The organism is Pseudomonas donghuensis (genome assembly GCF_000696345.2).
Taxonomy (GTDB): domain Bacteria; phylum Pseudomonadota; class Gammaproteobacteria; order Pseudomonadales; family Pseudomonadaceae; genus Aquipseudomonas; species Aquipseudomonas donghuensis.
In genome coordinates this window covers 5275794-5297964 of sequence record NZ_CP071706.1, presented here as the reverse complement: position 1 = coordinate 5297964, position 22171 = coordinate 5275794, and the positions used below count along the sequence as shown (strand labels likewise).

At 62.3% G+C, this 22171-nt stretch carries 18 protein-coding genes and 1 tRNA gene; 3 read left to right on the top strand and 16 right to left on the bottom strand.

Features of this window, described 5'->3' with window-relative positions; translation table 11 throughout:
• Window positions 1-45: 45 nt before the first annotated feature.
• The 12 genes from BV82_RS24670 to panB all read right to left on the bottom strand — a co-directional run bounded on the left by BV82_RS24670 (window position 46) and on the right by panB (window position 12271).
• Entirely contained in the window at window positions 46-1884 is a 1839-nt protein-coding gene (locus tag BV82_RS24670; protein ID WP_036995042.1) for a S9 family peptidase, read from the bottom strand.
• A complete protein-coding gene (gene pqqE, locus BV82_RS24665; RefSeq protein WP_010221419.1) occupies window positions 1850-3010 on the bottom strand; it encodes a pyrroloquinoline quinone biosynthesis protein PqqE in 1161 nt (386 codons plus the stop codon). The genes BV82_RS24670 and pqqE overlap by 35 nt, the downstream gene beginning before the upstream one ends.
• Window positions 2982-3257, bottom strand: a complete 276-nt coding sequence (gene pqqD, locus BV82_RS24660) for a pyrroloquinoline quinone biosynthesis peptide chaperone PqqD (RefSeq protein ID WP_036995043.1) — start codon at window positions 3255-3257, stop codon at window positions 2982-2984. Before pqqD ends, pqqE begins: the two co-directional genes overlap by 29 nt.
• Entirely contained in the window at window positions 3254-4009 is a 756-nt protein-coding gene (gene pqqC, locus BV82_RS24655; protein WP_010221421.1) for a pyrroloquinoline-quinone synthase PqqC, read from the bottom strand. The genes pqqD and pqqC overlap by 4 nt, the downstream gene beginning before the upstream one ends.
• 8 nt (window positions 4010-4017) lie before the next feature.
• Window positions 4018-4929, bottom strand: coding sequence for a pyrroloquinoline quinone biosynthesis protein PqqB (pqqB, locus tag BV82_RS24650; protein WP_036995044.1), 912 nt, complete (start codon window positions 4927-4929; stop codon window positions 4018-4020).
• 67 nt (window positions 4930-4996) lie between these two features.
• Entirely contained in the window at window positions 4997-5068 is a 72-nt protein-coding gene (gene pqqA, locus BV82_RS24645; RefSeq protein WP_008365141.1) for a pyrroloquinoline quinone precursor peptide PqqA, read from the bottom strand.
• 168 nt (window positions 5069-5236) lie between these two features.
• Window positions 5237-7576 carry a pyrroloquinoline quinone biosynthesis protein PqqF gene (gene pqqF / locus BV82_RS24640; RefSeq protein WP_036995045.1) on the bottom strand — a complete coding sequence of 780 codons (2340 nt, stop codon included), beginning with the start codon at window positions 7574-7576 and terminating at the stop codon, window positions 5237-5239.
• A 38-nt stretch (window positions 7577-7614) separates the two neighbouring features.
• Window positions 7615-8412 (bottom strand): carbon-nitrogen hydrolase family protein, encoded by a 798-nt coding sequence (locus BV82_RS24635; RefSeq protein ID WP_010221425.1) that lies wholly within the window; start codon window positions 8410-8412, stop codon window positions 7615-7617.
• Window positions 8413-8425: 13 nt separating this feature from the next.
• Window positions 8426-10108, bottom strand: coding sequence for a flavin monoamine oxidase family protein (locus BV82_RS24630; protein WP_010221426.1), 1683 nt, complete (start codon window positions 10106-10108; stop codon window positions 8426-8428).
• A gap of 159 nt (window positions 10109-10267) precedes the next feature.
• Window positions 10268-10582, bottom strand: coding sequence for a helix-turn-helix domain-containing protein (locus BV82_RS24625; RefSeq protein WP_036995046.1), 315 nt, complete (start codon window positions 10580-10582; stop codon window positions 10268-10270).
• A gap of 316 nt (window positions 10583-10898) precedes the next feature.
• Window positions 10899-11360, bottom strand: a complete 462-nt coding sequence (locus tag BV82_RS24615; protein ID WP_010221428.1) for an Lrp/AsnC family transcriptional regulator — start codon at window positions 11358-11360, stop codon at window positions 10899-10901.
• 92 nt (window positions 11361-11452) lie between these two features.
• A complete protein-coding gene (panB, locus tag BV82_RS24610; RefSeq protein WP_010221429.1) occupies window positions 11453-12271 on the bottom strand; it encodes a 3-methyl-2-oxobutanoate hydroxymethyltransferase in 819 nt (272 codons plus the stop codon).
• A gap of 93 nt (window positions 12272-12364) precedes the next feature.
• Between panB and BV82_RS24605 the strand changes: the two genes are divergently transcribed.
• The 3 genes from BV82_RS24605 to BV82_RS24595 all read left to right on the top strand — a co-directional run bounded on the left by BV82_RS24605 (window position 12365) and on the right by BV82_RS24595 (window position 14118).
• The gene (locus tag BV82_RS24605) at window positions 12365-13147 is read left to right on the top strand and encodes an AraC family transcriptional regulator (protein WP_036995080.1); all 783 of its coding nucleotides are present in this window, start codon (window positions 12365-12367) and stop codon (window positions 13145-13147) included.
• Window positions 13148-13240: 93 nt separating this feature from the next.
• Window positions 13241-13894: a glycosyltransferase family 25 protein gene (locus BV82_RS24600; protein WP_036995047.1), complete on the top strand. Its 654-nt coding sequence runs from the start codon at window positions 13241-13243 to the stop codon at window positions 13892-13894.
• A gap of 71 nt (window positions 13895-13965) precedes the next feature.
• Window positions 13966-14118: a hypothetical protein gene (locus BV82_RS24595; protein WP_158491188.1), complete on the top strand. Its 153-nt coding sequence runs from the start codon at window positions 13966-13968 to the stop codon at window positions 14116-14118.
• Window positions 14119-14171: 53 nt separating this feature from the next.
• Here BV82_RS24595 and BV82_RS24590 read toward each other — a convergent pair.
• The 4 genes from BV82_RS24590 to dnaG all read right to left on the bottom strand — a co-directional run bounded on the left by BV82_RS24590 (window position 14172) and on the right by dnaG (window position 22019).
• A tRNA-Ile gene (locus BV82_RS24590) sits at window positions 14172-14248 on the bottom strand.
• A 13-nt stretch (window positions 14249-14261) separates the two neighbouring features.
• Window positions 14262-18005 (bottom strand): EAL domain-containing protein, encoded by a 3744-nt coding sequence (locus tag BV82_RS24585; RefSeq protein ID WP_036995048.1) that lies wholly within the window; start codon window positions 18003-18005, stop codon window positions 14262-14264.
• Window positions 18006-18133: 128 nt separating this feature from the next.
• Window positions 18134-19981, bottom strand: coding sequence for an RNA polymerase sigma factor RpoD (rpoD, locus tag BV82_RS24580; protein WP_010221432.1), 1848 nt, complete (start codon window positions 19979-19981; stop codon window positions 18134-18136).
• Between the two features lie 67 nt (window positions 19982-20048).
• Window positions 20049-22019 (bottom strand): DNA primase, encoded by a 1971-nt coding sequence (gene dnaG, locus BV82_RS24575; protein WP_036995049.1) that lies wholly within the window; start codon window positions 22017-22019, stop codon window positions 20049-20051.
• Window positions 22020-22171 lie beyond the last annotated feature (152 nt).

Below are 22171 nucleotides of genomic sequence, written 5' to 3'. Positions count from 1 at the left end.
CCGCCTACAGGTTCTGTGGGCGCGGGCTTGACCCGCGATAGCGATCTAACTGCCTTCCAGCACCCGCCGATAAAACTTCCACTCCTCCTCCAGCGCATGCGCCAGGTTGCTCGCCGTGCGAAAACCGTGGCGCTCCGACGGGTAGAAATGCCCTTCGGCGTGAATGCCGTTGGCTTGCAGGGCGTCCAGCATTGAGCGGGTCTGCTCCGGCACCACGACAACGTCCAGTTCGCCCTGGAAGAAGATCACCGGCACCTTGATGTTCGAGGCGTGCAGCAACGGCGTGCGTCGCTGATAGCGTTCTGCATCCGCCACGGGATCACCGATCAGCCAGTCCAGGTAATCACCTTCGAACTTGTGCGTGGCCCGGGCCAGGGCCTGCGGATCACTGACGCCATACAGACTGGCACCGGCACGGAACACATTGTGGAACGCCAGGGCGCAGAGCGTGGTGTAGCCACCAGCGCTGCCGCCGCGGATAAACGCTCGCTGCGGGTCGATCAGTTGGCGCTCGGCCAGGTGGCTGACCACCGCGCAGGCATCTTCGACATCGATCTCTCCCCAGCGCAGGTGCAGGGCCTGGCGATAGTCACGGCCGTAGCCGCTGCTGCCGCGGTAATTGAGATCGGCCACGGCAAAGCCGCGCTGGGTCCAGTACTGGATGCGCGGGTCGAGCACCGGGAAGCAGGCGGAGGTCGGGCCGCCATGGATGAACACCAGCAGCGGCGGCTGCGCGTCACCGTTCATGGCCGGGTAGAAAAAGCCATGGGCGATGCCATCACCGCTGGGATAGCGCAGCGCCTGCGGGCGGCTGATGCGTTCGGCGGGCAGTGGCAAGGCTCCGCCTGCCAGTACCCGGGCCTTATGGTTGTGGCGATTGATGGCGATGATGGCGGGTGGGCTGATGGCCGACGCGGCAATGGCATAGAGGTGCTGCTCGTCCAGGTCGAGGCAGCGAAAGCGGCTGTAGTCTGTGCTGTAGTCCTCTACCGAACCATCGAGATGACAGACGCCCAAGCGGCTGAAGCCGTTATCGAACCAGCTTGCCAGGTAGCGCTGCTCGTCCAGCGGCAGCCAGGTGCTGGCGCCCAGTTGCCAGGGCGCACCGGCATGGTCGGCAGCGGCGGCTGGCAATGGGCTCCAGCCTGTTGCCGTCTCACCCCAGGGTTGCCAATAGCCGTTGCGATCGGACAGGCAATACAAACGACCGGCTGCGTCAAAGCGGGGTTGTTGCAGGGATTGTTGAGGGCCCTCTTCACCGGCGATGCAGCGCGGCGTGCCCCACTGGCCCCCTGCCTGGCGTTGGCAGCAAAGCAGCCGGGTTGCTGTCCAGGGTTGTTCGGGGCGGCTCCATTCAATCCAGGCCAGGCGCGAGCCATCGGCGCTCAGGGTTGGTGAGGCGTAAAAGTCGGCGCCTTCGGCCAGCACTTCACGGCTGCCCTTGGCGATGGCGACCAGGCGATGCGCGACTGCCCCGGGGCCATGGCTTTCTTCCACGGCCAGCACCTGCCCGTTGGCCCAGCGCAGATCACCGTAGCGCCGCACGCCCTCGGACAACGGCTGCGGCAACCCGCCATTGAGGTCCTGGGTATACAGCTGCTGGTCGGCCTCGTTGACGAACACCAGGCCATCGTCGCTCAGGCAAAAGCTGCCGCCACCGTACTCATAGACCCGGCTGCGTACGCTGAAGCCATTGGGCGTCAGGCAACGGGCCAGGCCATCGCGCCAGTGCCAGATCCGGCAGGCGCCATCGCTGGGGCGAAATTCGTTCCAGAACAATCCTTGGGCAGTCACCCGCAGCTCGGCAAAATCGGTACCGGCGGCGACCGCCTGGGCGGCGCTGAAACGCTCAGCTGCGGACAATGACACGGGAGTTTCGCTCATTACGGAAGGTCAGCTCATCGATGGTCTGGTGGGCATGCTCGGCGTCTTCACGAGCCTTGAGGATGATGCCGTGCTCGGCCGACTTGGCGCAAACCGGGTCGGCATTGCTGGCGTCGCCGGTGAGCATGAACGCCTGGCAGCGGCAGCCACCGAAGTCCTTCTCTTTCTCGTCACAGGAGCGGCATGGCTCGGGCATCCAGTCGTAACCGCGAAAGCGGTTGAAGCCGAACGAGTCGTACCAGATGTGCTGCATGCTGTGCTCACGCACATTGGGAAACTGCACTGGCAACTGGCGGGCGCCGTGGCAGGGCAGGGCGGTGCCGTCCGGGGTGACGGTGAGGAACACGCTGCCCCAGCCGTTCATACAGGCCTTGGGGCGCTCTTCGTAGTAGTCCGGGGTGACGAAGATCAGCTTGCAGGGGTTGCCGGCGGCCTGCAGTTTGGCCCGGTATTCGTTGGTGATGCGCTCGGCGCGTTCGAGCTGGGCACGGGTTGGCAGCAGACCGACGCGGTTGAGGTGCGCCCAGCCATAGAACTGACAGGTAGCCAGTTCGACGAAGTCGGCTTCCAGGGCCACGCACAGCTCGATGATGCGATCGATCTTGTCGATATTGTGCCGATGGGTGACGAAGTTCAGCACCATCGGGTAGCCATGGGCTTTTACTGCCCGGGCCATGTCCAGCTTCTGCGCGAAGGCCTTCTTCGAGCCGGCCAGCAGGTTGTTGACCTGTTCGTCGCTGGCCTGGAAGCTGATCTGGATATGATCCAGCCCGGCCTCCTTGAAGGCGGCGATCTTCTGTTCGGTCAGGCCGATGCCGGAGGTGATCAGGTTGGTGTAATAGCCCAGGCGCCGGCCTTCGCCGATCAGTTCGGCAAGGTCCTGGCGCACCAGCGGCTCACCACCGGAAAACCCCAATTGCGCCGCGCCCATCTCCCGCGCCTCGGCCATGACCCTGAACCACTGCTCGGTGCTCAGTTCCTGACCCTGGGCGGCGAAGTCCAGGGGGTTGGAGCAGTACGGGCACTGTAGCGGGCAACGGTAGGTCAGCTCGGCAAGCAGCCACAGCGGCAGGCCGACTTCGGGCGTTGCCGGCAGGTTATTTGAGCTCGATCCAGTGTTCGGCACGGGCCACCTCCATGAACTGCTCGATGTCGTCACCGAGCTCGGGTACACCGGGGAACTGCTTGTCCAGCTCGGCGATGATCGTGGCCACATCGCGCTGGCCGTCGATCAGCCCGCCGATCAGCGCGGCGCTCTCGTTGAGCTTGATCATCCCTTCCGGATACAGCAGCACATGAGCCTTTTGTGCCGGTTCGTACTGGAAGCGATAACCCGGGCGCCAGGCCGGGACGTGCGTGCGATCGAAACTCATAAGGCGATTCCTTTGTGCCAGACCCTTTCGCGGGTGACACTGTGGTACGGCGGGCGGTTCAGTTCGTAGGCCATGCTCATGGCATCGAGCATGCTCCAGAGAATGTCCAGTTTGAACTGCAGGATCTCCAGCATGCGCTGCTGACCCTCAACGGTAGTGTAGTGCTGCAGGGTGATCGCCAGCCCATGCTCGACGTCACGCCGGGCCTGGCCCAAGCGGGTGCGGAAGTACTCGTAGCCGGCCGGGTCGATCCACGGATAGTGTTGTGGCCAGCTGTCCAGGCGCGACTGGTGGATCTGTGGGGCGAACAGTTCGGTCAGCGAGCTGCTGGCCGCTTCCTGCCAGCTGGCGCGGCGGGCGAAGTTGACGTAGGCATCCACGGCGAAACGCACACCGGGCAGCACCAGTTCCTGGGAGCGCAGTTGCTCCGGGTCGAGGCCGACAGCCTGGCCCAGGCGTAGCCAGGCTTCGATGCCGCCGTCTTCACCGGGAGCGCCGTCATGGTCGAGCAGGCGCTGAATCCATTCGCGGCGAATTTCGCGGTCCGGGCAATTGGCCAGGATCGCGGCATCCTTCAGCGGAATATTGACCTGGTAGTAGAAGCGGTTGGCGACCCAGCCCTGGATCTGCTCGCGGCTCGCACGGCCTTCATACATCGCTACATGGTAGGGATGATGGATGTGGTAATAGGCGCCCTTGGCGCGCAGAGCCTGTTCGAATTCGGCGGGGGACAGCGGTTTGGCGTCACTCATGTCGGCTCCTAGAGGGTGATGCTCATGCCGTCGAAGGCCACTTCGACGCCGCGCCGGGCACATTCGGCGCGTTCGGCCGAGTCCTCGTCGAGAATCGGGTTGGTGTTGTTGATGTGGATAAGCACCTTGCGCTGGCGCGGGAAGCTTTCCAGTACCTCGAGCATACCGCCTGGGCCGTTCTGCGCCAGGTGGCCCATCTCGCGGCCAGTGCGGGTGCCGACACCGCGGCGCTGCATTTCATCATCCTCCCACAGGGTGCCGTCGACCAGCAGGCAGTCGGCCTCGCTCATCATCTGCAGCAGCTTGGCGTCGACCTGGCCCAGGCCCGGGGCGTAGAACAGCTTGCCGCCGCTGCGCAGGTCCTCGACCATCAGCCCGAGGTTGTCGCCCGGGTGTGGGTCGAAGCGGTGCGGCGAATAGGGCGGTGCGGCGCTGCGCAGCGGGAAGGGGGTGAAGCGCAGGTTCGGGCAGGCGTCGATGACGAAGCTGCCTTCAAGCTCGATGCGGTTCCATTGCAGGCCGCCGTTCCAGTGGCTGAGCATGGTGAACAGCGGGAAGCCGGTGCTCAGGTCCTGATGGACCATGTCGGTGCACCAGACCTGGTGCGGGCAACCTTCGCGCAGGCTGAGCAGACCGGTGGTGTGGTCGATCTGGCTGTCGAGCAGGACGATGGCGTTGATGCCGGTGTCGCGCAGGGCGCGGGCCGGTTGCATGGGGGCAAAACTTTGCAGCTGCGCGCGAATATCCGGCGAGGCGTTGCACAGTACCCAGTGAACGCCATCGTCAGACAGGGCAATCGATGACTGGGTACGCGCCGTGGCGCGCAAGCTGCCGTCGCGAAAGCCTTTGCAGTTTGCGCAGTTGCAGTTCCACTGCGGAAACCCGCCACCGGCGGCGGAACCTAGAATCTGGATGTACATGGCCACTCCTGCCGCGTGCTGAAATAAAAACGCCCCGGCGGACCGAGGCGTTGTACCGCAAGCAGGCTCAGCGGCTTGCGAAATACATGGTCACTTCAAAGCCGATACGCAGGTCAGTGTAAGCAGGTTTGGTCCACATGGGATTACTCCTTCCGGATAGGTCTGGGGTTTGCCAGCTACTTATTTAGTCCACCCTCCAGATGAGGGGTTCCCATAGCCGAGATTGCGCTATCTTACTAAAAAAATACGAACTGAATGGTTAAATCTAAGATAAACGTCGTTACAGGGACGGTAAGAATCGCCAGCGTCAGTGCCAGTTTCCAGTGGGCGCCGGACCATTGGCCAGGCACAGCCAGCCTTGTTCGGCCTGGCTCGTCTGGCGGGCCAGGCGCTGCAGTTGTGGCATCTCGACTGCCAGGATCGCCGCTTGCAGATCGCTCAACAACGGCTGCTGCTGACCGGCCAGATGCGCCTGCCAGGCCCATTCGGCAACGTCATTGTTGGCCATGGCCTGTTCGTCGAACTGCGCGGCCAGTGCCTGTTTATCCGCAGTGTTGCAGCTCAGCGTGGCAGGCAGGGCATCGAGCACTGCCTGGATATGCCCGATGATCTCGGCATGGCTGGCCGACGGCGACTGCACGCCGAGCAGCAGGCCATTGCAGCCTTCAATCTGACGGAAGGCGCTGAACACCGCGTAGCCCAAATTCAGCTCGACTCGCAGCCGTTGATAGAACGGCCCTTGCAACTGCTGGGCAAGGAGTCGGGCAGCGGCTTGGTGTTCGATCGGGACCGGGCAAAACAGCAAAAGCGCGTGTTCGCTGGCCGGCGGCGGCAGCGTTTGCCAGCGGCGTAAAGCCTCTATTCGGGGGGGCAGCTGCTTGCCTGCGCGCCCAGGCACCTTCCCCAGGGCCTGATTCAGTGCCTGTTGTTCGGTAAAGCCGAAACCGCTCGAGAGCCCCTGCCAGGTTGAATACTCCCACAGTGCATCAAGATTGCTCTGGCTGATGGTGCAGGCCGGTAACGGCTCGTCCACGCGGCCCAGCACGTGCTCCGGTAACTGCCTGAGCAGGGCCCGGATAGGCATCGAATCGGGTTGCTCGGCGGCGGCGGGTGTCCAGCTTTGGCTCGCTGGCAGCCGCAGGATTGCCAGCGCATGGTCGATAACCGTGGGCACCACGGCGCCGTTACCGGCGCAGCGCAACTGCCAGTAGGTGTCGCAGGCACTCCAGTGCAGGTGTACGCCAGCCTGGGCTGCCTGTTCGCGCAGTGGTTGCAGGGCCCGATCGAGCACCTGCCAGAGGCGCTCACGCAAGGCTGAGGTCAGTTGCCAGCGCAGGTAGACAACGCCGTGCTGGCGTGTGGGTGGGAGCAGAGGAGACAGGGTCAGGCCGTCGGGCGCTGCGGTGGCAGGAACGCTTACGGGCGTTATCTTCAGCAGCGGATTGGCAGCGGGCAGTCGCCAGGGTTCTAGCGGTGTTTGCGCCTGGCCATCGAGCAGGGTGTCGAGCAACCGTTCGAGCGCTGCAAACCCTTGCTCATCCAGTGCCTTGAAGTGTTGCCCGGTGCTATCGCGGCGAGCCAGCTCCAAGGCGCTGGCGGTCTGTTCGCGACAGTGCTGCAGTCGGCCGTATTCCTGGTTGATGTCGCTCAGGTCGGCGCTGCGCAAAAACGCCAGCCAGTCGCTCAGCAGGGCCAGGACCTGATCGACGCTGGCTGCATCGTTGAGCTTCAAGCCTGCATGCAGCAGGGCCTGGCCGGCAAAGCTGTAGAGCGATGAAAACTCGAAATGCTCCAGCCAACCCCGTTCATGCAACGTCGCCGATAACCCGCCAGGCCGGGTGTCGCTCAACCAGGTTGCGAGAAAGTCGATGGCCTGCTCAACGCCTGGGTGAAGGTTGTCGCACGGGTACAACACATCCAGTTGCCGCTTGTCACCCATCAGCAGCGGCGCCTGGCCGTTGAAGCTCGGTGGTAGCGCCTGCTGCACTGTCGTCCCGGCGCTGAACACACGTGCGAATCGACGCGCCAGCGCCTCCAGCTGTGCAAGGCTCTGCGGCCCGCTCAGGCTCAGGGTGAACTGCCCGGCCTGATAGAAGCGCTGATGAAAATCTCGCAGGGCCGCCTGGAACGCCGGGCTTTGGACCTGCAGGCTGTAACGATTGCCCGCCTGAAAAGCGCTCAAGGGATGTTCGCGGCCGGCCGCCTGAAGCAAGGCAAACTGCCGCTGCATTTGTGTGTTGCGCGACCAGGCAATGAACTCGGCATGGATTACTTCGCGTTCGCGCAGTTGCCGCTCAAGCCCGAACTGCGGGTGCGCGAGCATGTCGCAAAGACGCTCCAGGCCACCGGCAAACGCGGCCTGAGGCACTTCAAAGAAGAACTCGGTAGTGCGCTCACGGGTGCTGGCATTGACCTGACCGCCGTGGTGCTGCACGTAGCGCATCAGGCCGTCTTCCAGCGTGAAGCGTTGAGTGCCGAGAAAAAACAGATGCTCGAGAAAGTGCGCCAACCCCGGCCACGCTCGTGGCGCGTCATGGCTGCCGGCCTGGACCCGCACCGCCGCCGCACAACGCTTGAGCTGCGGGGCATGGCGCAGGCTGACCTGCAGGCCGTTGTCGAGGGTCAGTTGATGAAGGGCGCAGGGCATGGCGGCTCCGGAGGCAGGCGAACCGTCATGCTAGCGGATTATCGGCGCGGCGTGCTGTAGAGCTCGGGGCGCAGGTCATGCAGGTAAGGGGTGTTGGCCCGCCCCTGATGTACCCGCTGCAGTTCCAGGTCGGCGCTCAGCAGCGCCGTGTCACGACCGGCCATGGCCAGGATGCTGCCATCCGGGCCGACGATACTGCTTTGCCCGCAGTAGTGGATCTCGTCTTCGCTGCCGCAGTAGTTGGCGTACACCAGGTAGCACTGGTTCTCGTAGGCACGGGCGCGCACGGTAACCTGGGCGATGAAGTCGAAGGGCACCATGTTCGCCGTCGGTACCAGGATCAGCTCGGCACCGGCCATGGCCAGGCGTCGGGCGGTTTCCGGGAACTCGATGTCATAGCAGATCAGAATCCCCAGACGCCAACCGTTGAGCTCGACCACCGGGAAGTGATCAGGGCCTGGGCTGAACATCGCCCGGTCGAGGCCGCCGAACAGGTGGGTCTTGCGGTAGTTGCACAGGCTGCTGCCGTGGGCGTCGATCAGTTGCACGCTATTGAAGACCTGACCGTCGTCCGCCAGCTCCGGGTAGCCGTAGGCGATGGCAATGCGATTGCTCTGGGCGATCTCCACCACGGCCATGGCCGAGGGGCCGTCTTCGGCTTCGGCCAGGCGCGCCACGGCTTCGCTACCGATGTTGTAGCCCGTCAGGAACATCTCCGGGCACACCAACAGCTCGGCGCCGCGTGCAGCGGCCAGTTGCGCCTGCTGGTGCAGGCGCTCGAGGTTGCCGGGCAGGTCCAGCGGTTGCGGTTCGCCTTGGAACAGGGCGATGCGCATGGCGATTCTCCCGTCAGTCGGCCAGGGCGATAGGTCCGATCTCATTGAACACATCGCCCGGGCCTGGGTTGTCCGGGTGGGTATGCCCACCGAAGTGAGTCATGATACCCCAGACCGCATTGAGCGAAGTCTGCACCGCGCCTTCGACCCAGGCCGGGGTCCACGACACATCGTCACCGGCAATGAAGATGCCGCGCTGTTCGGTCGGCATGTCCTGCTGCATGAAGTGCGCGTACATACGCTGATTGTAGCGGTAGTGGCCGGGCAGGGCGCCCTTGAAGGCACCGAGGAAGTGCGGATCGGCCTCCCACGAGACGGTGATCGGGTCGCCGATGATATGCCCGGCGATATCGACTTTCGGGTAGATCTTCTTCAGCGCATCGAGGGCCAGCTTGACGCGTTTTTCCACCGGGTGCGGGAGCATCTTCAGTGCATCGCTCATCCACGAGTAGGACAGGCAGATCACCCCCGGCTTGTCGTCGCCGTTGTCGAACAGGTAGGTGCCGCGGGTCAGGCGGTCGGTCAGGGTCATGCTCATCAGGTCGCGACCGGTTTGCGGGTCCTTGTCCTTCCAGAATGGCCGGTCGACCATGACGAAGGTCTTTGACGACTGCATGTAACGGGTGCGGTCCAGGGCCATCCACATTTTCTGCGAGAACAGCGATTCTTCGCATTCGATCTGGGTGGTCAGCAGCCAGCTCTGGCAGGTGGTCAGCACGGCGGCGTAGTGGCGGGTGTCGCCCCAGTTATCGGTCACTGCCAGGCGCCCATCGCTGTCGCGGGCAATGCTTTTCACCCCGGGGCGTGGCGCGCCGCGATGCAGCGAGCTCAGGCTGGTGCCGGCCGGCCAGTGCGCGCAGCGCTCCGGCACATGGCGCCAGATGCCCAGCGGCACCTGCTCGACGCCGCCGACGACCAGATGCTGGTGATCGTCGCAGTTGGTCATCACCACACGGAAGATTTCCAGCATCGAGTTGGGGAAGTCCGAGTCCCAGCCGCCGGTGCCGAAACCGACCTGGCCGAATACTTCGCGGTGCAGGAAGCTGAGCTTGGCGAACGCCTTGGAGGTGGCGACGAAATCGTAGAAGGTGCGGTCGTCCCACAGCGGTACCAGGGTGTTCCACAGTTCTTTCAGGCGTGGCACATCGCGATCGCGGATGGCCTGCTGGATATCGCCGAAGCGGGCGCCGTCTTCCAGGGCATCGGCCCAGGCGTCAGCCACTTCCTGAAACAGCTTGGGCAGGTCGGAGAGTTTTTCCGCGTAGTGGGTCTGGCCTTCCAGGTCGATTACCGTGCTGCCCGAAGCGGGGGTCAGCGGGTTGGGGAAGGGTTTGGTTTCCAGCCCCAACTTGTCGACGTAGTGATAGAACGCGGTGGACGACACCGGGAAACGCATGCCGCCGAGCTCGGCGATGATCCCGTCGGTGCCTTCGAAGGTTTGCGAACGCAGGCGCCCGCCCATTTTCGAGGCTTCGTACACCACCGGCTTGAGGCCCAGCTTCATCAGTTCGTAGGCTGCCACCAGGCCGGCAATACCGGCACCGACAATGGCCACTTCTTCGCCGTGGCGTTCAGCCGGAATGCTGCCCAGGCCGGCCGGGTGCTCGATCCAGTCGTCAAAGGCGAACGGGAAATCCGGGCCGAAAATAGTGATGGGTTTCTTGCCGTCGGCGGGGTGGCGATTGTTCTTGTTCATAAGTGACCTTGCCAGGCGCTGCGCGGGGTGCGGAGCTTGAGTATAGAAAAACACTGGCGGTCATTTTAGGGGGTGGGGGTTACGTTATTAAGATGCAGAGTGTCGTCGTTATGATTTAATTCAGGTCATTATGACGCTTATTTAAGGCAAATCGACGAGTCAGGTCAAAGCGGCCAGGTGCTCGACGGTTTCGGGGAATTTTTCTACCAGGCGGATCAGTGTCACAGCCTGGGCGTTGGGGCGCGCCCTGCCTTGCTCCCAGTTTTCCAGGGTACGGGCATTGGTGCGCAGATACATGGCGAATACCGCGCGAGACATGTTCAGGCGTTCACGAATAGCCACAAGCTCTTCGGCCGATACCGCCATCAGCTCGGCGAGTTGTACTTTGTGCGAGCGCAGGGTCAGCTTGCCCTGACGCGCCTGGGCAAGGGCATCGAAGCCTTCGCTCAGTTCGGAGAAAACATCGCGTTTCATTTTAAGTCCTCGCTTCGATTTCCAGATCGAGCATCTGTCTGAGCGACTGGCGTTGCGCAGGCCTCCTGTACCCTGGATGACTGAGCCAGCCTGGGGATTGAGCATCAGTACAAACTGCAAGGACCTGAAGGCCTCGTCATCCAGGTAGTCGTGGCGATAACGTGAAAAGGCCGGCAATTCGACGAAAAGTGCTTCCATGCTCTGTACGTTACCTGCGTATAGTTTGTGGTCGTTAGGCTTTACCGTCAAGCGGCAAGCCTGTAACCAGCCTATACGTGGGGCAACTGATCATCCGGGGGGATGATTGCCTGGTGTGTCAAACCGGCTGCCCGCGATCCACCTTGCTGCTGAGGATGATCGAGGTAGTGGTCTTTTCCACCCCATCAACGCTGCCGATCTGATCGAGCAACTGGTCGAGTTGCTCGGGCGAGTCGCTGCGCAGCCAGGCGACGTAATCGAATTCGCCGCTGACCGCGCACAATTGCTGTACCTGGCCCATGGCGCTCAGGCGCCGCACCACGTCCTTGCCCGAGCGCGGTTGCACCTTGATGCCGACATAAGCCTGCAGGCCACCATCGATCAGGCGCTGGCCCAGGCGCACGCCATAGCCGCTGATGACCTTGGTCTTTTCCAGGCGGGCCAGGCGCGAGGTCACCGTGGTGCGCGCGATGCCCAGTTGCCGGGCGAGCGTGGCGACGCTTTCACGGGCGTTGATCTGCAGCAGCGAGATCAGCTGGCGATCGATTTCGTCGAGGGCGACGGGGCGGCTGTCGGACATGGGCACTCTCTGGCAAGAGCCGCATTTTGCGGCTCATGGAATAAGCGCGATAGCCTATCCATTGCCCTCACCCTTGGGCAAGGCGTCTGTGCTCAGCGCGCCTTGAAGCAGTGTTCGGCCTGGGGAAAGCTGCCGTCGCGCACTTCCCGGGCATAGGCGGCCAGGGCTTGGGCAATCTGTGGCTGCAGGTCGGCGAAACGCTTGACGAAGCGTGGCTGGTATTCACCGAACAGCCCCAGCAAATCCTCGGTGACCAGCACCTGACCATCGCAGGCTGGCGACGCGCCGATACCGATGGTGGGGATCGCCAACTCCTCGCTCAGACGCCGGGCCAGAGGTTCGGCGATGCCTTCCAGTACGACCGAGAAAGCGCCTGCGCCCTGCATGGCCAGGGCATCCTGACGCACCTTGGCGGCGCTCTGATCATCCCGGCCCTGGGCCTTGAAACCGCCGAGGCTGTTGACTTGTTGCGGCATCAGACCGACATGGGCCATTACCGGAATACCGCGGCGGGTGAGAAACGCTACGGTCTCGGCCAACTCTTCACCGCCTTCAAGCTTGACGCCCTGGGCGCCGGTTTCGCGCAGCAGTCGGGCGGCACTGAGGAACGCCTGTTCAGGCGAAGCCTGATAGCTGCCAAACGGCAGATCGATAACCACACAGGCGCGCTGGGCCCCACGCATCACCGCCTGGCCATGGGCAATCATCATCTCCAGGGTGACCCCCAGGGTGCTGGGCATGCCATACAGCACCATGCCAAGCGAGTCGCCGACAATGATCACATCGGCCTCGGCATCCACCCAGCGTGCCATCGGCATGCTGTACGCCGTTAGCACCACCAGATTGCCAGCCCCCTTGCGCTGCTGAATGGCGGGCACGCTCAAACGGTTTTCACGTACATGGCTGCTCATCGGTCTCTCCTTGGGTTGTTCAACGAAGCCGGGCGCAGGCTAACATCGGTCCTTGTCGGCTCACTTGAGCAAAGGAGACAGACGATGCTGTCAATGAGACAAGCTAGCGAAGTGCCGCCGCTGCCGGACTTTCAGCAACTGCCGGGCCCGGTGTACCGGCGCATGTTTGCTATTCCGGCGGGCCATCGGGTGCAGATGCACAGTCATCCCTGGGTGCAGTTCACCTATGCCAGTGCCGGCATCATGCAGGTACTGACCGAACACCACAGTTACCTGTTGCCGCCGCAATGTGCGTTATGGATACCGGCTGGCGTCGAGCACACCGCCTATAGCGACCAGGCCATCGAGTTTCGCGGGCTGTACCTGGACGACTCGCTGCTCAATGGTTACCAGCGCCCCTGTGGCGTGCTGCAGGTCACGCCGCTGGTGCGCGAGCTGATCGCCAAGGCCAGCCGCTTTGCACCGGAATATCCCGCACAAGGGGCCCAGGCGCGGCTGCTGCAGGTGTTGGTCGATGAGTTGCGCGAGCTGCCCGAGGCGCCATTTGGCCTGCCACTGCCCAGCGACCCGCGCTTGCGGCGGATCACCGAAGCCTTGCAGGCCACCCCTGCGGATAACCGCAGCATTGAGGACTGGGCGCAGCAGGTAGGGGCTTCACGGCGTACCCTGGTGCGATTGTTCCAGGCGCAGACGCAGTTGTCGTTCAGGGAATGGCGACAGCGCCTGCGCCTGCTTGCGGCGTTGCCGCTGCTGGCCCAGGGAATGAGTGTCACGGCGCTGGCCAACGAGTTGGGCTACGACTCGGTGTCGGCGTTTATTGCCTTGTTTCAGCAGCACTATGGTGTGACGCCAGGACAAATGCGCCGGCGTCAGTAATGGCTTGGTAGTGGCAGTGGTTGCACAGTAAAATCGTGCGTTTTTACGGCTTGGTCGATATCCGGCGCTGGCTGATGCTGGAAGGGTTGCAAGATGAGCAAGATCCACTTCGACGTTGATGCTGTTTATTGCATTTCGATCAAAGAGCGAAACGACCGGCGCGAGTTGTTCAGGCAGACCGTTGGCAGCCTGATCCAGAATCAGGTGATCTTCCACGTTGTCGAGCGTAGCGATGATCCGGTCAGGGGCTGTTATGAGTCCCATCAGGCCTTGGCACGCCAGGCATTGGCTGAAGGTTTGCAGCGCGTGCTGATCTTCGAGGATGACGTCCAGGCCTATGCGTTAAAGGCGGCGCCTATCCGTTGGGTCAATCGCTTTATTCGCACGCGCAGTTTTGAAGTGCTGCACCTGGGGTACAGCATGGGCAGGACCTGGCTGACCTGGTTTCCCTACATCGCTCGCGGTCGCGTGGTGGCCCTGCATGCGTACATCCTGTCGCCTGCGGGCTGCCGGATCCTGGCTGAAACACCTTACGACGGTACGCCGGTGGATGTGCTGTTCAAGCAGCGCATCAAACAGCACTGCGTGTTCCCGATGTTGTTCCGTCAGCATGCGGCGTCAGCGACGGGCAGCGATATCGAAGCGCTGGTCAAGAACGAGGATGAGTTCTGGCAACGCAACTGGGACAAGCATCGCATTTCGCCGCTGAAGAACTTCTGGCGCACCCTGCTTCGGGTGCGTTTCTGAGAGAACCAGCTAGAGTGGTGACAGTACCAGCGGCACGGATGCCGCTGCATGTTCATTGCTCAGGGTTCGAGATGATTCGTAATAAGACCTTTGGCGCGCTGCAGTTATTGAAGCGCGTTCTTTTCACTGTTTTGGCCTTGCTCAGCTTCTTTGTCATACCACTGGTGTGGGTGCCGTTGATCGTCGGTGACAAGTTGCTGGGGAAGTTCAGGCAGCGCAGGTGAAACCGGTTTCTATCGCAGGCACAAAAAAACCGCGCAATGCGCGGTTTTTTGTTTGGTGGGCCCAGCAGGACTCGAACCTGCGACCAAGGGATTATGAGTCCCCTGCTCTAACCAACTGAGCTATAGGCCCCAGTGGACGCGGATTATAACGAGGGTTTCCAGGCTGTGCTATCCGAAAGATCCGAAAGTGCTATGCGAAGGAATGTCGCGGCAAATTCCCCGGCTGGCAGCGGCAGGCTGACGATGTAGCCCTGGATCTGCTCGCACCCTTCGGCTGCCAGGAACTGCTGCTGGGCCTGGCTTTCCACCCCTTCGGCAATTATGGTCAGTTGCATACTGCGCCCCAAGGCAATGATCGCGCGGGCGATGGCGGCGTCGTGGGGGTCGTCCGGCAGGCCGCGGATGAACGACTGGTCGATCTTGAGGATATCCAGCGGCAGGCGTTTGAGGTAGCTCAGTGACGAGTAGCCGGTGCCGAAGTCATCGATCGCCAGTTGCACGCCCAACTGCTTGAGCTGGTGGAGGATGGCCAGGGCTTCTTCGGCCTGGCTCATGATGAAGTTCTCGGTGATCTCCAGTTGCAGGTCGCCAGCCTTGAGCTGGTGGGTCTTGAGCAACTGTTCGATGCGCTTGACCAGGCTTGGCTGGCGCAGTTGGGCGCCGGCCAGGTTGACCGATAGCGGGCCGAACGCCAGGTAGTCGTGCTTCCATGCCTGCATTTGCTGGCAGGCCTGTTCCAGCACCCAGTCACCCAGTTGCAGGATCATGCCGTTTTCTTCGGCCAGTGGGATGAAATGTTCCGGTGGAACGTCGCCGAAGCTTGGGTGGGTCCAGCGGATCAGTGCTTCGGCGCCTACCAGGCTCTGGGTTTTCAGGCTGAACTTGGGCTGGTAGCACAGGCTCAGCTCATTGCGCTCGATAGCCCGGCGCAGCTCGTGCTCCAGGGCGATGCGTTCGCTGGCCTGGGCGGTGAGGTCGCGGGTGTAGGACTCGACCCGGTTGCGGCCTTTGGCCTTGGAGCGGTACATGGCGGCGTCGGCGTTGCGGATCAGTGAGGCGACGTCGGTGCCGTCCTGTGGATACAGGCTGGTGCCGATGCTGGCGCTGGTGAAGAACTCGTGCTCGCCGGCCTGGAACGGCGCCCCGAAGCAGGCCAGCAGCTTGTGCGCGATGTGCCCGGCATCACTGGGCTGGTGCAGGCCGGGCAGGAGGATGATGAACTCGTCGCCACCCAGGCGCGCCACGGTGTCGATATCGCGCACCTGATCCTTGAGTCGCTGGGCGATGGCTTTGAGTAGCAGATCACCCACCGGATGGCCGAGGCTGTCATTGATGTGCTTGAAACGATCGAGGTCGAGAAACAGCACTGCGCCTTGGCGCTGCGAGGCTTGGGCGCAGTTGATTGCAGCCTGCAGACGGCTTTCGAACAGAGTGCGGTTGGGCAAGCCGGTGAGCGGATCGTGATGGGCCTGGTAATCGAGCTTGGCTTGCGCGTGCTTGAGGCTGGAGATGTCGGCGAACACCGCGACAAAGTGGGTGATGCCGCGTTCGCTGCTGCGCACCGCGCTGATGGTCAGCCAGCTGGGGTAGACCTCGCCGTTCTTGCGCCGGTTATGGATTTCGCCTTGCCAATGGCCCTCGGCAGTCAACTGGTGCCACATGGCCACGTAGAAGGCACTGTCGTGCTGACCGGAGGCCAGCAGGCGCGGGGTCTGGCCCAGGGCTTCGAACTCGCTGTAGCCGGTGATTTCGCTGAAGGCGCGGTTGACGGCGCTGATGCGTTGGTCGGTATCGGTGATCAGTACCCCTTCGGCGGTGTTCTCGAACACCGTGGCGGCCAGTTGCAGTTTTTCCTGCATCAGGTGGCGCTCGGTGATGTCGCGGGCGATGGTCAGCATGCAGTCAACGCCGGCGATCGGTAATGGCCTGGCGGATAGCTCGCACAGGCGGATTTGACCGTCGCTGCGGCGGATATGACAGCTGAAATCACGTACGAAACCATCGCGCTGGAGCATGTCCAACAGGCGGCGGCGCTCGTTGAGGTCGACCCAGATACCCAGGTCCAGCGACGTGTGGTCCAGCGACATATGGGTGTCGTAGCCGGTCAGTCGGCAGAAGCCTTCGTTCACCTCGATCAGCAGGCCGTCGCTCTGGCGTGACAGCAGCAGGCCGTCAGGAGAGGCGTGGAAGGCTTTGGCGAACTTCTCTTCGGAGGTTTGCAGCTGTTCCTGGGTTTCCTTTAGCTGACTGATGTCCCTAACCGCCACGACCAGTGCCGGCGTGCTGTCGAGCTGGAAGGTTTCGGCGGAGGTCAAGCCGGTGAACACCTGGCCGTTGCTGCGCCGGAAGAGCATTTCCAGGTTGCGGATGCTGCCTGCCTGCAAGCGTTTGAGCAGGTCGGGGCCGATGCCGTCGATGCCCCAGATGTTCAGTTCGGTCGCGGTGCGGCCCAGCACCTGCGCCGGGCTCAGGCCAATCTGCTCTTCGAAGGCTTCGTTGACCTCCAGCAGGCAGCCGTCGCTCATGCGGGCGATAACCAGGATGTCCGGACATTGCTGGAACACCGAGGCGAACTTTTGTTCGGACAGGCGCAGGGCTTCTTCGGCGTTCTTGGTTTCGCTGATGTCGATCATCAACCCGCGCATCACCGGCTTGTGCCCGTGTTCGATCAGGCTGACGATATCGCGCACCCACAGGCTGCGGCCGTCGGCGCGGATCACCCGGTAGTCCAGGCTGTGATCGCGCCCGGCAGCGGTTTCGCTGTCGCAGAAGGCCTGGGCCCAAAGTGCGTCGTCAGGGTGAATGATGCTGCGCCAGAAGCCCGGACGCAGCCATTGGCTCAAGGGGTAGCCGAGCAGGCCTTCGGCGTGGGGCGAAACGTAGCTGTAGGTGAAATCGTTGGCGTCGGCTTCCCAGGCAATGGCTGACAGGCTCTCGATCAGGCCGCGGTAGTGGTACTCGCTGCTGCGCAGTTCCTGTTCCAGGGCAATGCGCCGGGAAATCTCCGAACTCAGGCGCCGGTTGACGCGGATCACGGCCGCCAGGACCGCGATCAACAGCAGCAAGGCAGGCAGGCCGTAGATCAGCAGGTCGTACCAGAGCGTGCGGTGATCGAGCACCTTGCCGACCCAGCGCTCCTGGATGTTGCTGATTTCGTTGGGGCTCATGTCGGCCATGACTTTGTCGAGGATGCTGACCAGGATTTTCTGCTCCCGCGGCACGGCCATGGCCAGCTGATAGCGGTAGGGCGTTTCGCCGCTGACGTACAGGCCTTCGAGCTTGAGCTGGCGCAGGCTCCAGATGCTCGAGGCGAGGTCGCCAACCACTGCATCCACCTCGTCGGTGGCCAGGGCCTGCAGCGCCGAGCTGACATTGGGCAGGGCTACCAGGTTGAGGTCCGGGTGATGGGTACGCAGCAGTTCATGGGGCGCGTAGTTCTCCACCACGGCGATTTTCAGGCCGTACAGGTCCTTGATGGTGCGCGGTTGCGGGCCGCCGTCATGGGCGAGGATGACGATCGGGAAATCCAGGTAGGGGCGGGTGAAGGCCAGATAGCTCTGGCGCTCCGGTGTCGACATGATGCCTGGCAACAGGTCGAGGTTGTTCTTGCGTGCCTGCTCGAGTACAGCGGTCCAACTGATCGGTTCGATCGGCTTGAACTGCACATTCAGGCGATCCTGGATCAGGGCAATGTAGTCGGCGGCCAATCCCTGGTAGCGACCATCCTGGTCCCGGTATTCGAATGGTGGCCAGGATGCATCGACGCCCAGGCGCAGCTGCGGATGCGCGCTGAGCCAGGCTTGTTCTTCGTCAGTCAGGGTCAGGGCGCCGGCCGTTGCACTCCAGACAAGCAGGAGGGCCAACAGAAGGGCCGGCATTCGGGGCATAACGGCCTCGTCACACAGGTGGATTGATTCGAGTGTAGACGGGCATTCAAGTGGCGGGGTAGTGGGCAAAGGCTTAAAAGCACCGTTCGCCGGAAAAGAAAAACCCCGGCCTGGGCCGGGGTTTGTCGTCACTCGTCGAGGAAGGAGCGCAGATGCTCGCTTCGCGTCGGGTGGCGCAGCTTGCGCAGCGCCTTGGCTTCAATTTGACGGATCCGCTCACGGGTCACATCGAACTGTTTACCGACTTCTTCGAGAGTGTGATCGGTGTTCATATCGATACCGAAACGCATGCGCAGCACCTTGGCTTCGCGTGCGGTCAGACCGGAGAGCACGTCACGGGTCGCTTCCTTGAGGCTTTCGACCGTGGCCACATCGATTGGCGACTGCATGGTGGAGTCTTCGATGAAGTCCCCCAGATGCGAATCTTCGTCGTCACCGATCGGGGTTTCCATGGAGATCGGCTCTTTGGCGATCTTCAATACCTTGCGGATCTTGTCCTCTGGCATTTCCATGCGCTCACCCAGCTCTTCCGGGGTCGGTTCGCGACCCATTTCCTGCAACATCTGCCGGGAAATACGGTTGAGCTTGTTGATCGTCTCGATCATGTGCACCGGAATACGGATGGTGCGGGCCTGGTCGGCGATCGAACGGGTGATCGCCTGGCGGATCCACCAGGTGGCATAGGTCGAGAACTTGTAACCACGACGGTATTCGAACTTGTCCACCGCCTTCATCAGGCCGATGTTGCCTTCCTGGATCAGGTCGAGGAACTGCAGACCGCGGTTGGTGTACTTCTTGGCGATCGAGATAACCAGACGCAGGTTGGCCTCGACCATTTCTTTCTTGGCACGACGAGCCTTGGCTTCACCGATCGACATGCGACGGTTGATGTCCTTGATCTCGGCGATGGTCAGGCCGGTTTCGCTTTCGAGGTCGATCAGCTTCTGCTGACAGGCCACGATGGCGTCGCTCTTCTCACCCAGGGCGGTTGCCCATTTGGTGCTGCGCTTGGCCAGGTCGCTGGCCCAGGTCTGGTCGATTTCGTTGCTCGGGAACAGGCGCAGGAAATCGGCACGTGGCATGCGCGCGTCACGGACGCACAGTTGCATGATGGCGCGCTCTTGCTGACGCAGACGGTCCAGGGCACTACGAACGCGCTCAACCAGGGCTTCGAACTGCTTGGGCACCAGCTTGATCGGCATGAACAGCTCAGCCAGATCGAGCATCGCCTTGAGGCTGTCCTTGTGGCTGCGGCCGTTCTTCTTCAGAACCTTGAGGGTGGCGTTCAGTTGATCCTGAACGGCACCGAAGCGCTGACGAGCGACTTCCGGGTCGGGACCGCTTTCGGTCTCTTCCTCTTCCTCGTCACCTTCCTTCTCTTCGTCTTCGTCGTCAGCTTCGGCCTTGGCCGGTGCTTTCGGGTCGATCGGCGGCGGTACTTCGGCCGGCGGCGCAATGCCGTCGTCCGGGTCGATGTAGCCGCTGAGAACGTCGGACAGGCGGCCACCTTCGGTGGTGACGCGATCGTACTCGGAGAGGATGTGCTCGACAGTACCCGGGAAGTGGGCGATAGCACCCATGACTTCGCGAATACCTTCTTCGATCCGCTTGGCGATTTCGATTTCGCCTTCGCGGGTCAGAAGCTCGACGGTACCCATTTCACGCATGTACATGCGCACCGGGTCAGTCGTGCGACCAATATCGGTTTCCACAGCCGCCAACGCTGCGGCGGCTTCTTCAGCTGCGGCTTCGTCGGTGTCGGCTTCGGCCAACAAAAGGGCATCCGCATCCGGAGCACTCTCGAATACGTTGATCCCCATGTCGTTGATCATGCGGATGATGTCTTCCACCTGCTCCGGATCTGAAATATCCTCTGGCAGGTGGTCGTTGACCTCCGCGTAAGTCAGGTAGCCCTGCTCACGACCGCGGGTGATCAACTCTTTGATGCGAGACTGCTGTTGCGCTTTTCCGGACATAACACCCTATCCACTGAAGGTCTTGGCGGGCAAAAAACAAGCCGAGGATTATACCCGAGCTAGGACCTCACGCGCCAGTTGAGGTCGGGGTTTGTGCGGGAACATTACGGCTTAACAGGTCACGCAGCTGATTTTTTTCCTCTGCGCTCAAGTCACTTTGACGTGCTTTCCTGAGCAGATGTTCCAGGCTGCGCTCGCGTTGGCGAGCGGACAAGCTAGTTATAGTGTCGAAAAACTGTTGTTCAAGGTTGTCGGCATCGATCAGCCATTCCTTTTCTGCCAAGGCCCTGAGCAAGCGGCCTTGTTCGGTGCCGTGCCAGCGGGCGATCAGCTGTAGTGAGCGTAGCTCAGGATTCTTTTGCAACGCCTCCAGCAGGGCCACCAGCAACTGGGCGTAGACGTGTTCCTCGGCCGCCAGCTGGCTGGCGTCCTCGACCTTTTTCGCCAGTTGCGGGTGGTGCAGGAGGGTGCGCAAGGCGCTCAAGGTCGGCGGTTCTACCGAGGTCGGCACCCGTGGCGGGGCATCCTGGCGCTGGCCGTTGCGCTCCCAGGGTTTGCCCTTCTTGTCCCAGGGCTTGCCTTCCCATTTTTTCTTGCCGCCCTTGTTCGGTGCCCACTGCTGTTGCGGTGGTGTGTACTCGGGCTGGTGAAAATCGCCGTAGTCCGGCGTGTAGTCGGGAATGGCATCGTAATCGATGCCCGGGTCATAGCTGGGCGGTGCTTCGACCGGCGCGGAGTGCGCCAGTTGTTCGACCTGCTGGTTGTCCAGCCCGGTGATTTCCTTGAGGCGATTGCGCATCAGTGCGCGCAGGTTGGCCCCGGGCACTTTTTCGATCAACGGTGCAGCGAGGGTGGCCATGTGCGCCTTGCCCTCGAGCGAGCGTGGGTCGGCTTCTTCGGTCAGTTGCTGGAAAAAGTAATCGGCCAGTGGCTGGGCATGCTGGTTGATGCGGGCGCGGAAAGCGTCAGTGCCTTCGGCGCGCACCAGAGTGTCGGGGTCTTCGCCTTCTGGCAGGAACAGAAAGCGCGCCTTGCGCCCGTCCTGCAAGCTCGGCAGTGCCGCTTCCAGTGCACGCCAGGCGGCGTTGCGGCCAGCCTGGTCGCCGTCGAAACAGAACAGCACGCTGGGCACGACGCGAAACAGGCGCTTGAGGTGCTCTTCGCTGGTGGCCGTACCCAGGGTCGCCACCGCGTTGCGCAGGCCTTGTTGCGCAAGGGCGATGACGTCCATGTAGCCTTCGACCACGATGATTTCATCGAGGTTGCGGTTGAATTTACGTGCCTCGTACAGCCCGTACAGCTCCTGGCCCTTGTGGAACACCGGGGTTTCCGGGGAGTTGAGGTACTTGGGCTTGTCGTCGCCCAGCACCCGGCCGCCGAAGGCGATGACCCGGCCACGGCTGTCGCGGATCGGAAACATCACTCGGTCGCGGAAGCGGTCGTAGCGTTTGCCGGACTCGGCGTTCTCGATCAGCAGGCCGGCGTCGATCATGGCTTTTTGTTGCAGGGTATCGCTGCTCAGGTGCTTGAACAGGTTGTCCCAGCCAGGCGGGGCGAAACCGAGGCCAAAGTCGCGGGCGATCTCGCCGGACAGGCCGCGGCCCTTGAGATAGTCGACCGCCGATTTACGCGTCGGGTGGCTGCGCAGTGCCTGGCGATAGAACTCAGCGGCCGCTTCAAGCAGCGGGTACAGCGGTGAATCGACCGGTTGCCGGGGCTTGTGGCCGCGCCCGCTGTCTTCGCGGGGCACCTCCATGCCGGCGGCCTTGGCCAGTTCCTCGACAGCCTGGGGGAAATCCAGGTTGTCGTGGTCCATGATGAAGCCAAGGGCGTTGCCTCCCGCGCCACAGCCAAAGCAGTAATAGAACTGTTTGTCGGGGCTGACGCTGAACGACGGGGTCTTTTCCTTATGGAACGGGCAGCAGGCCGTGAGGTTCTTGCCAGCTTTTTTCAGCTGCACGCGCGAACTCACCACATCGACGATGTCGGTACGGTTAAGCAGGTCGTCGATAAAACTCTGGGGAATCAGCCCGGCCATGGCACTCTCATCATCAGGCGATAAGCAAGTGTAATCGCTAATGCGGCGGGAACGGCTGCGCGTTCGAGCGATGTCGAATGGCGTAACACAAAATACGGAAAGACGTGCTCGTCTGCAGCCGGTGAGGGCTCGTCAGGAAGGACGTGCACAGC

Excerpts from the sequence above, each read along its gene's own strand:
- BV82_RS24670 (WP_036995042.1), bottom strand. The coding sequence starts at position 1,884 with ATGAGCGAAACTCCCGTGTCATTGTCCGCAGCTGAGCGTTTCAGCGCC.
- pqqD (WP_036995043.1), bottom strand. The coding sequence starts at position 3,257 with ATGAGTTTCGATCGCACGCACGTCCCGGCCTGGCGCCCGGGTTATCGC.
- pqqC (WP_010221421.1), bottom strand. The coding sequence starts at position 4,009 with ATGAGTGACGCCAAACCGCTGTCCCCCGCCGAATTCGAACAGGCTCTG.
- pqqB (WP_036995044.1), bottom strand. The coding sequence starts at position 4,929 with ATGTACATCCAGATTCTAGGTTCCGCCGCCGGTGGCGGGTTTCCGCAG.
- pqqF (WP_036995045.1), bottom strand. The coding sequence starts at position 7,576 with ATGCCCTGCGCCCTTCATCAACTGACCCTCGACAACGGCCTGCAGGTC.
- BV82_RS24635 (WP_010221425.1), bottom strand. The coding sequence starts at position 8,412 with ATGCGCATCGCCCTGTTCCAAGGCGAACCGCAACCGCTGGACCTGCCC.
- BV82_RS24630 (WP_010221426.1), bottom strand. The coding sequence starts at position 10,108 with ATGAACAAGAACAATCGCCACCCCGCCGACGGCAAGAAACCCATCACT.
- BV82_RS24625 (WP_036995046.1), bottom strand. The coding sequence starts at position 10,582 with ATGAAACGCGATGTTTTCTCCGAACTGAGCGAAGGCTTCGATGCCCTT.
- BV82_RS24615 (WP_010221428.1), bottom strand. The coding sequence starts at position 11,360 with ATGTCCGACAGCCGCCCCGTCGCCCTCGACGAAATCGATCGCCAGCTG.
- panB (WP_010221429.1), bottom strand. The coding sequence starts at position 12,271 with ATGAGCAGCCATGTACGTGAAAACCGTTTGAGCGTGCCCGCCATTCAG.
- BV82_RS24605 (WP_036995080.1), top strand. The coding sequence starts at position 12,365 with ATGAGACAAGCTAGCGAAGTGCCGCCGCTGCCGGACTTTCAGCAACTG.
- BV82_RS24600 (WP_036995047.1), top strand. The coding sequence starts at position 13,241 with ATGAGCAAGATCCACTTCGACGTTGATGCTGTTTATTGCATTTCGATC.
- BV82_RS24595 (WP_158491188.1), top strand. The coding sequence starts at position 13,966 with ATGATTCGTAATAAGACCTTTGGCGCGCTGCAGTTATTGAAGCGCGTT.
- BV82_RS24585 (WP_036995048.1), bottom strand. The coding sequence starts at position 18,005 with ATGCCCCGAATGCCGGCCCTTCTGTTGGCCCTCCTGCTTGTCTGGAGT.
- rpoD (WP_010221432.1), bottom strand. The coding sequence starts at position 19,981 with ATGTCCGGAAAAGCGCAACAGCAGTCTCGCATCAAAGAGTTGATCACC.
- dnaG (WP_036995049.1), bottom strand. The coding sequence starts at position 22,019 with ATGGCCGGGCTGATTCCCCAGAGTTTTATCGACGACCTGCTTAACCGT.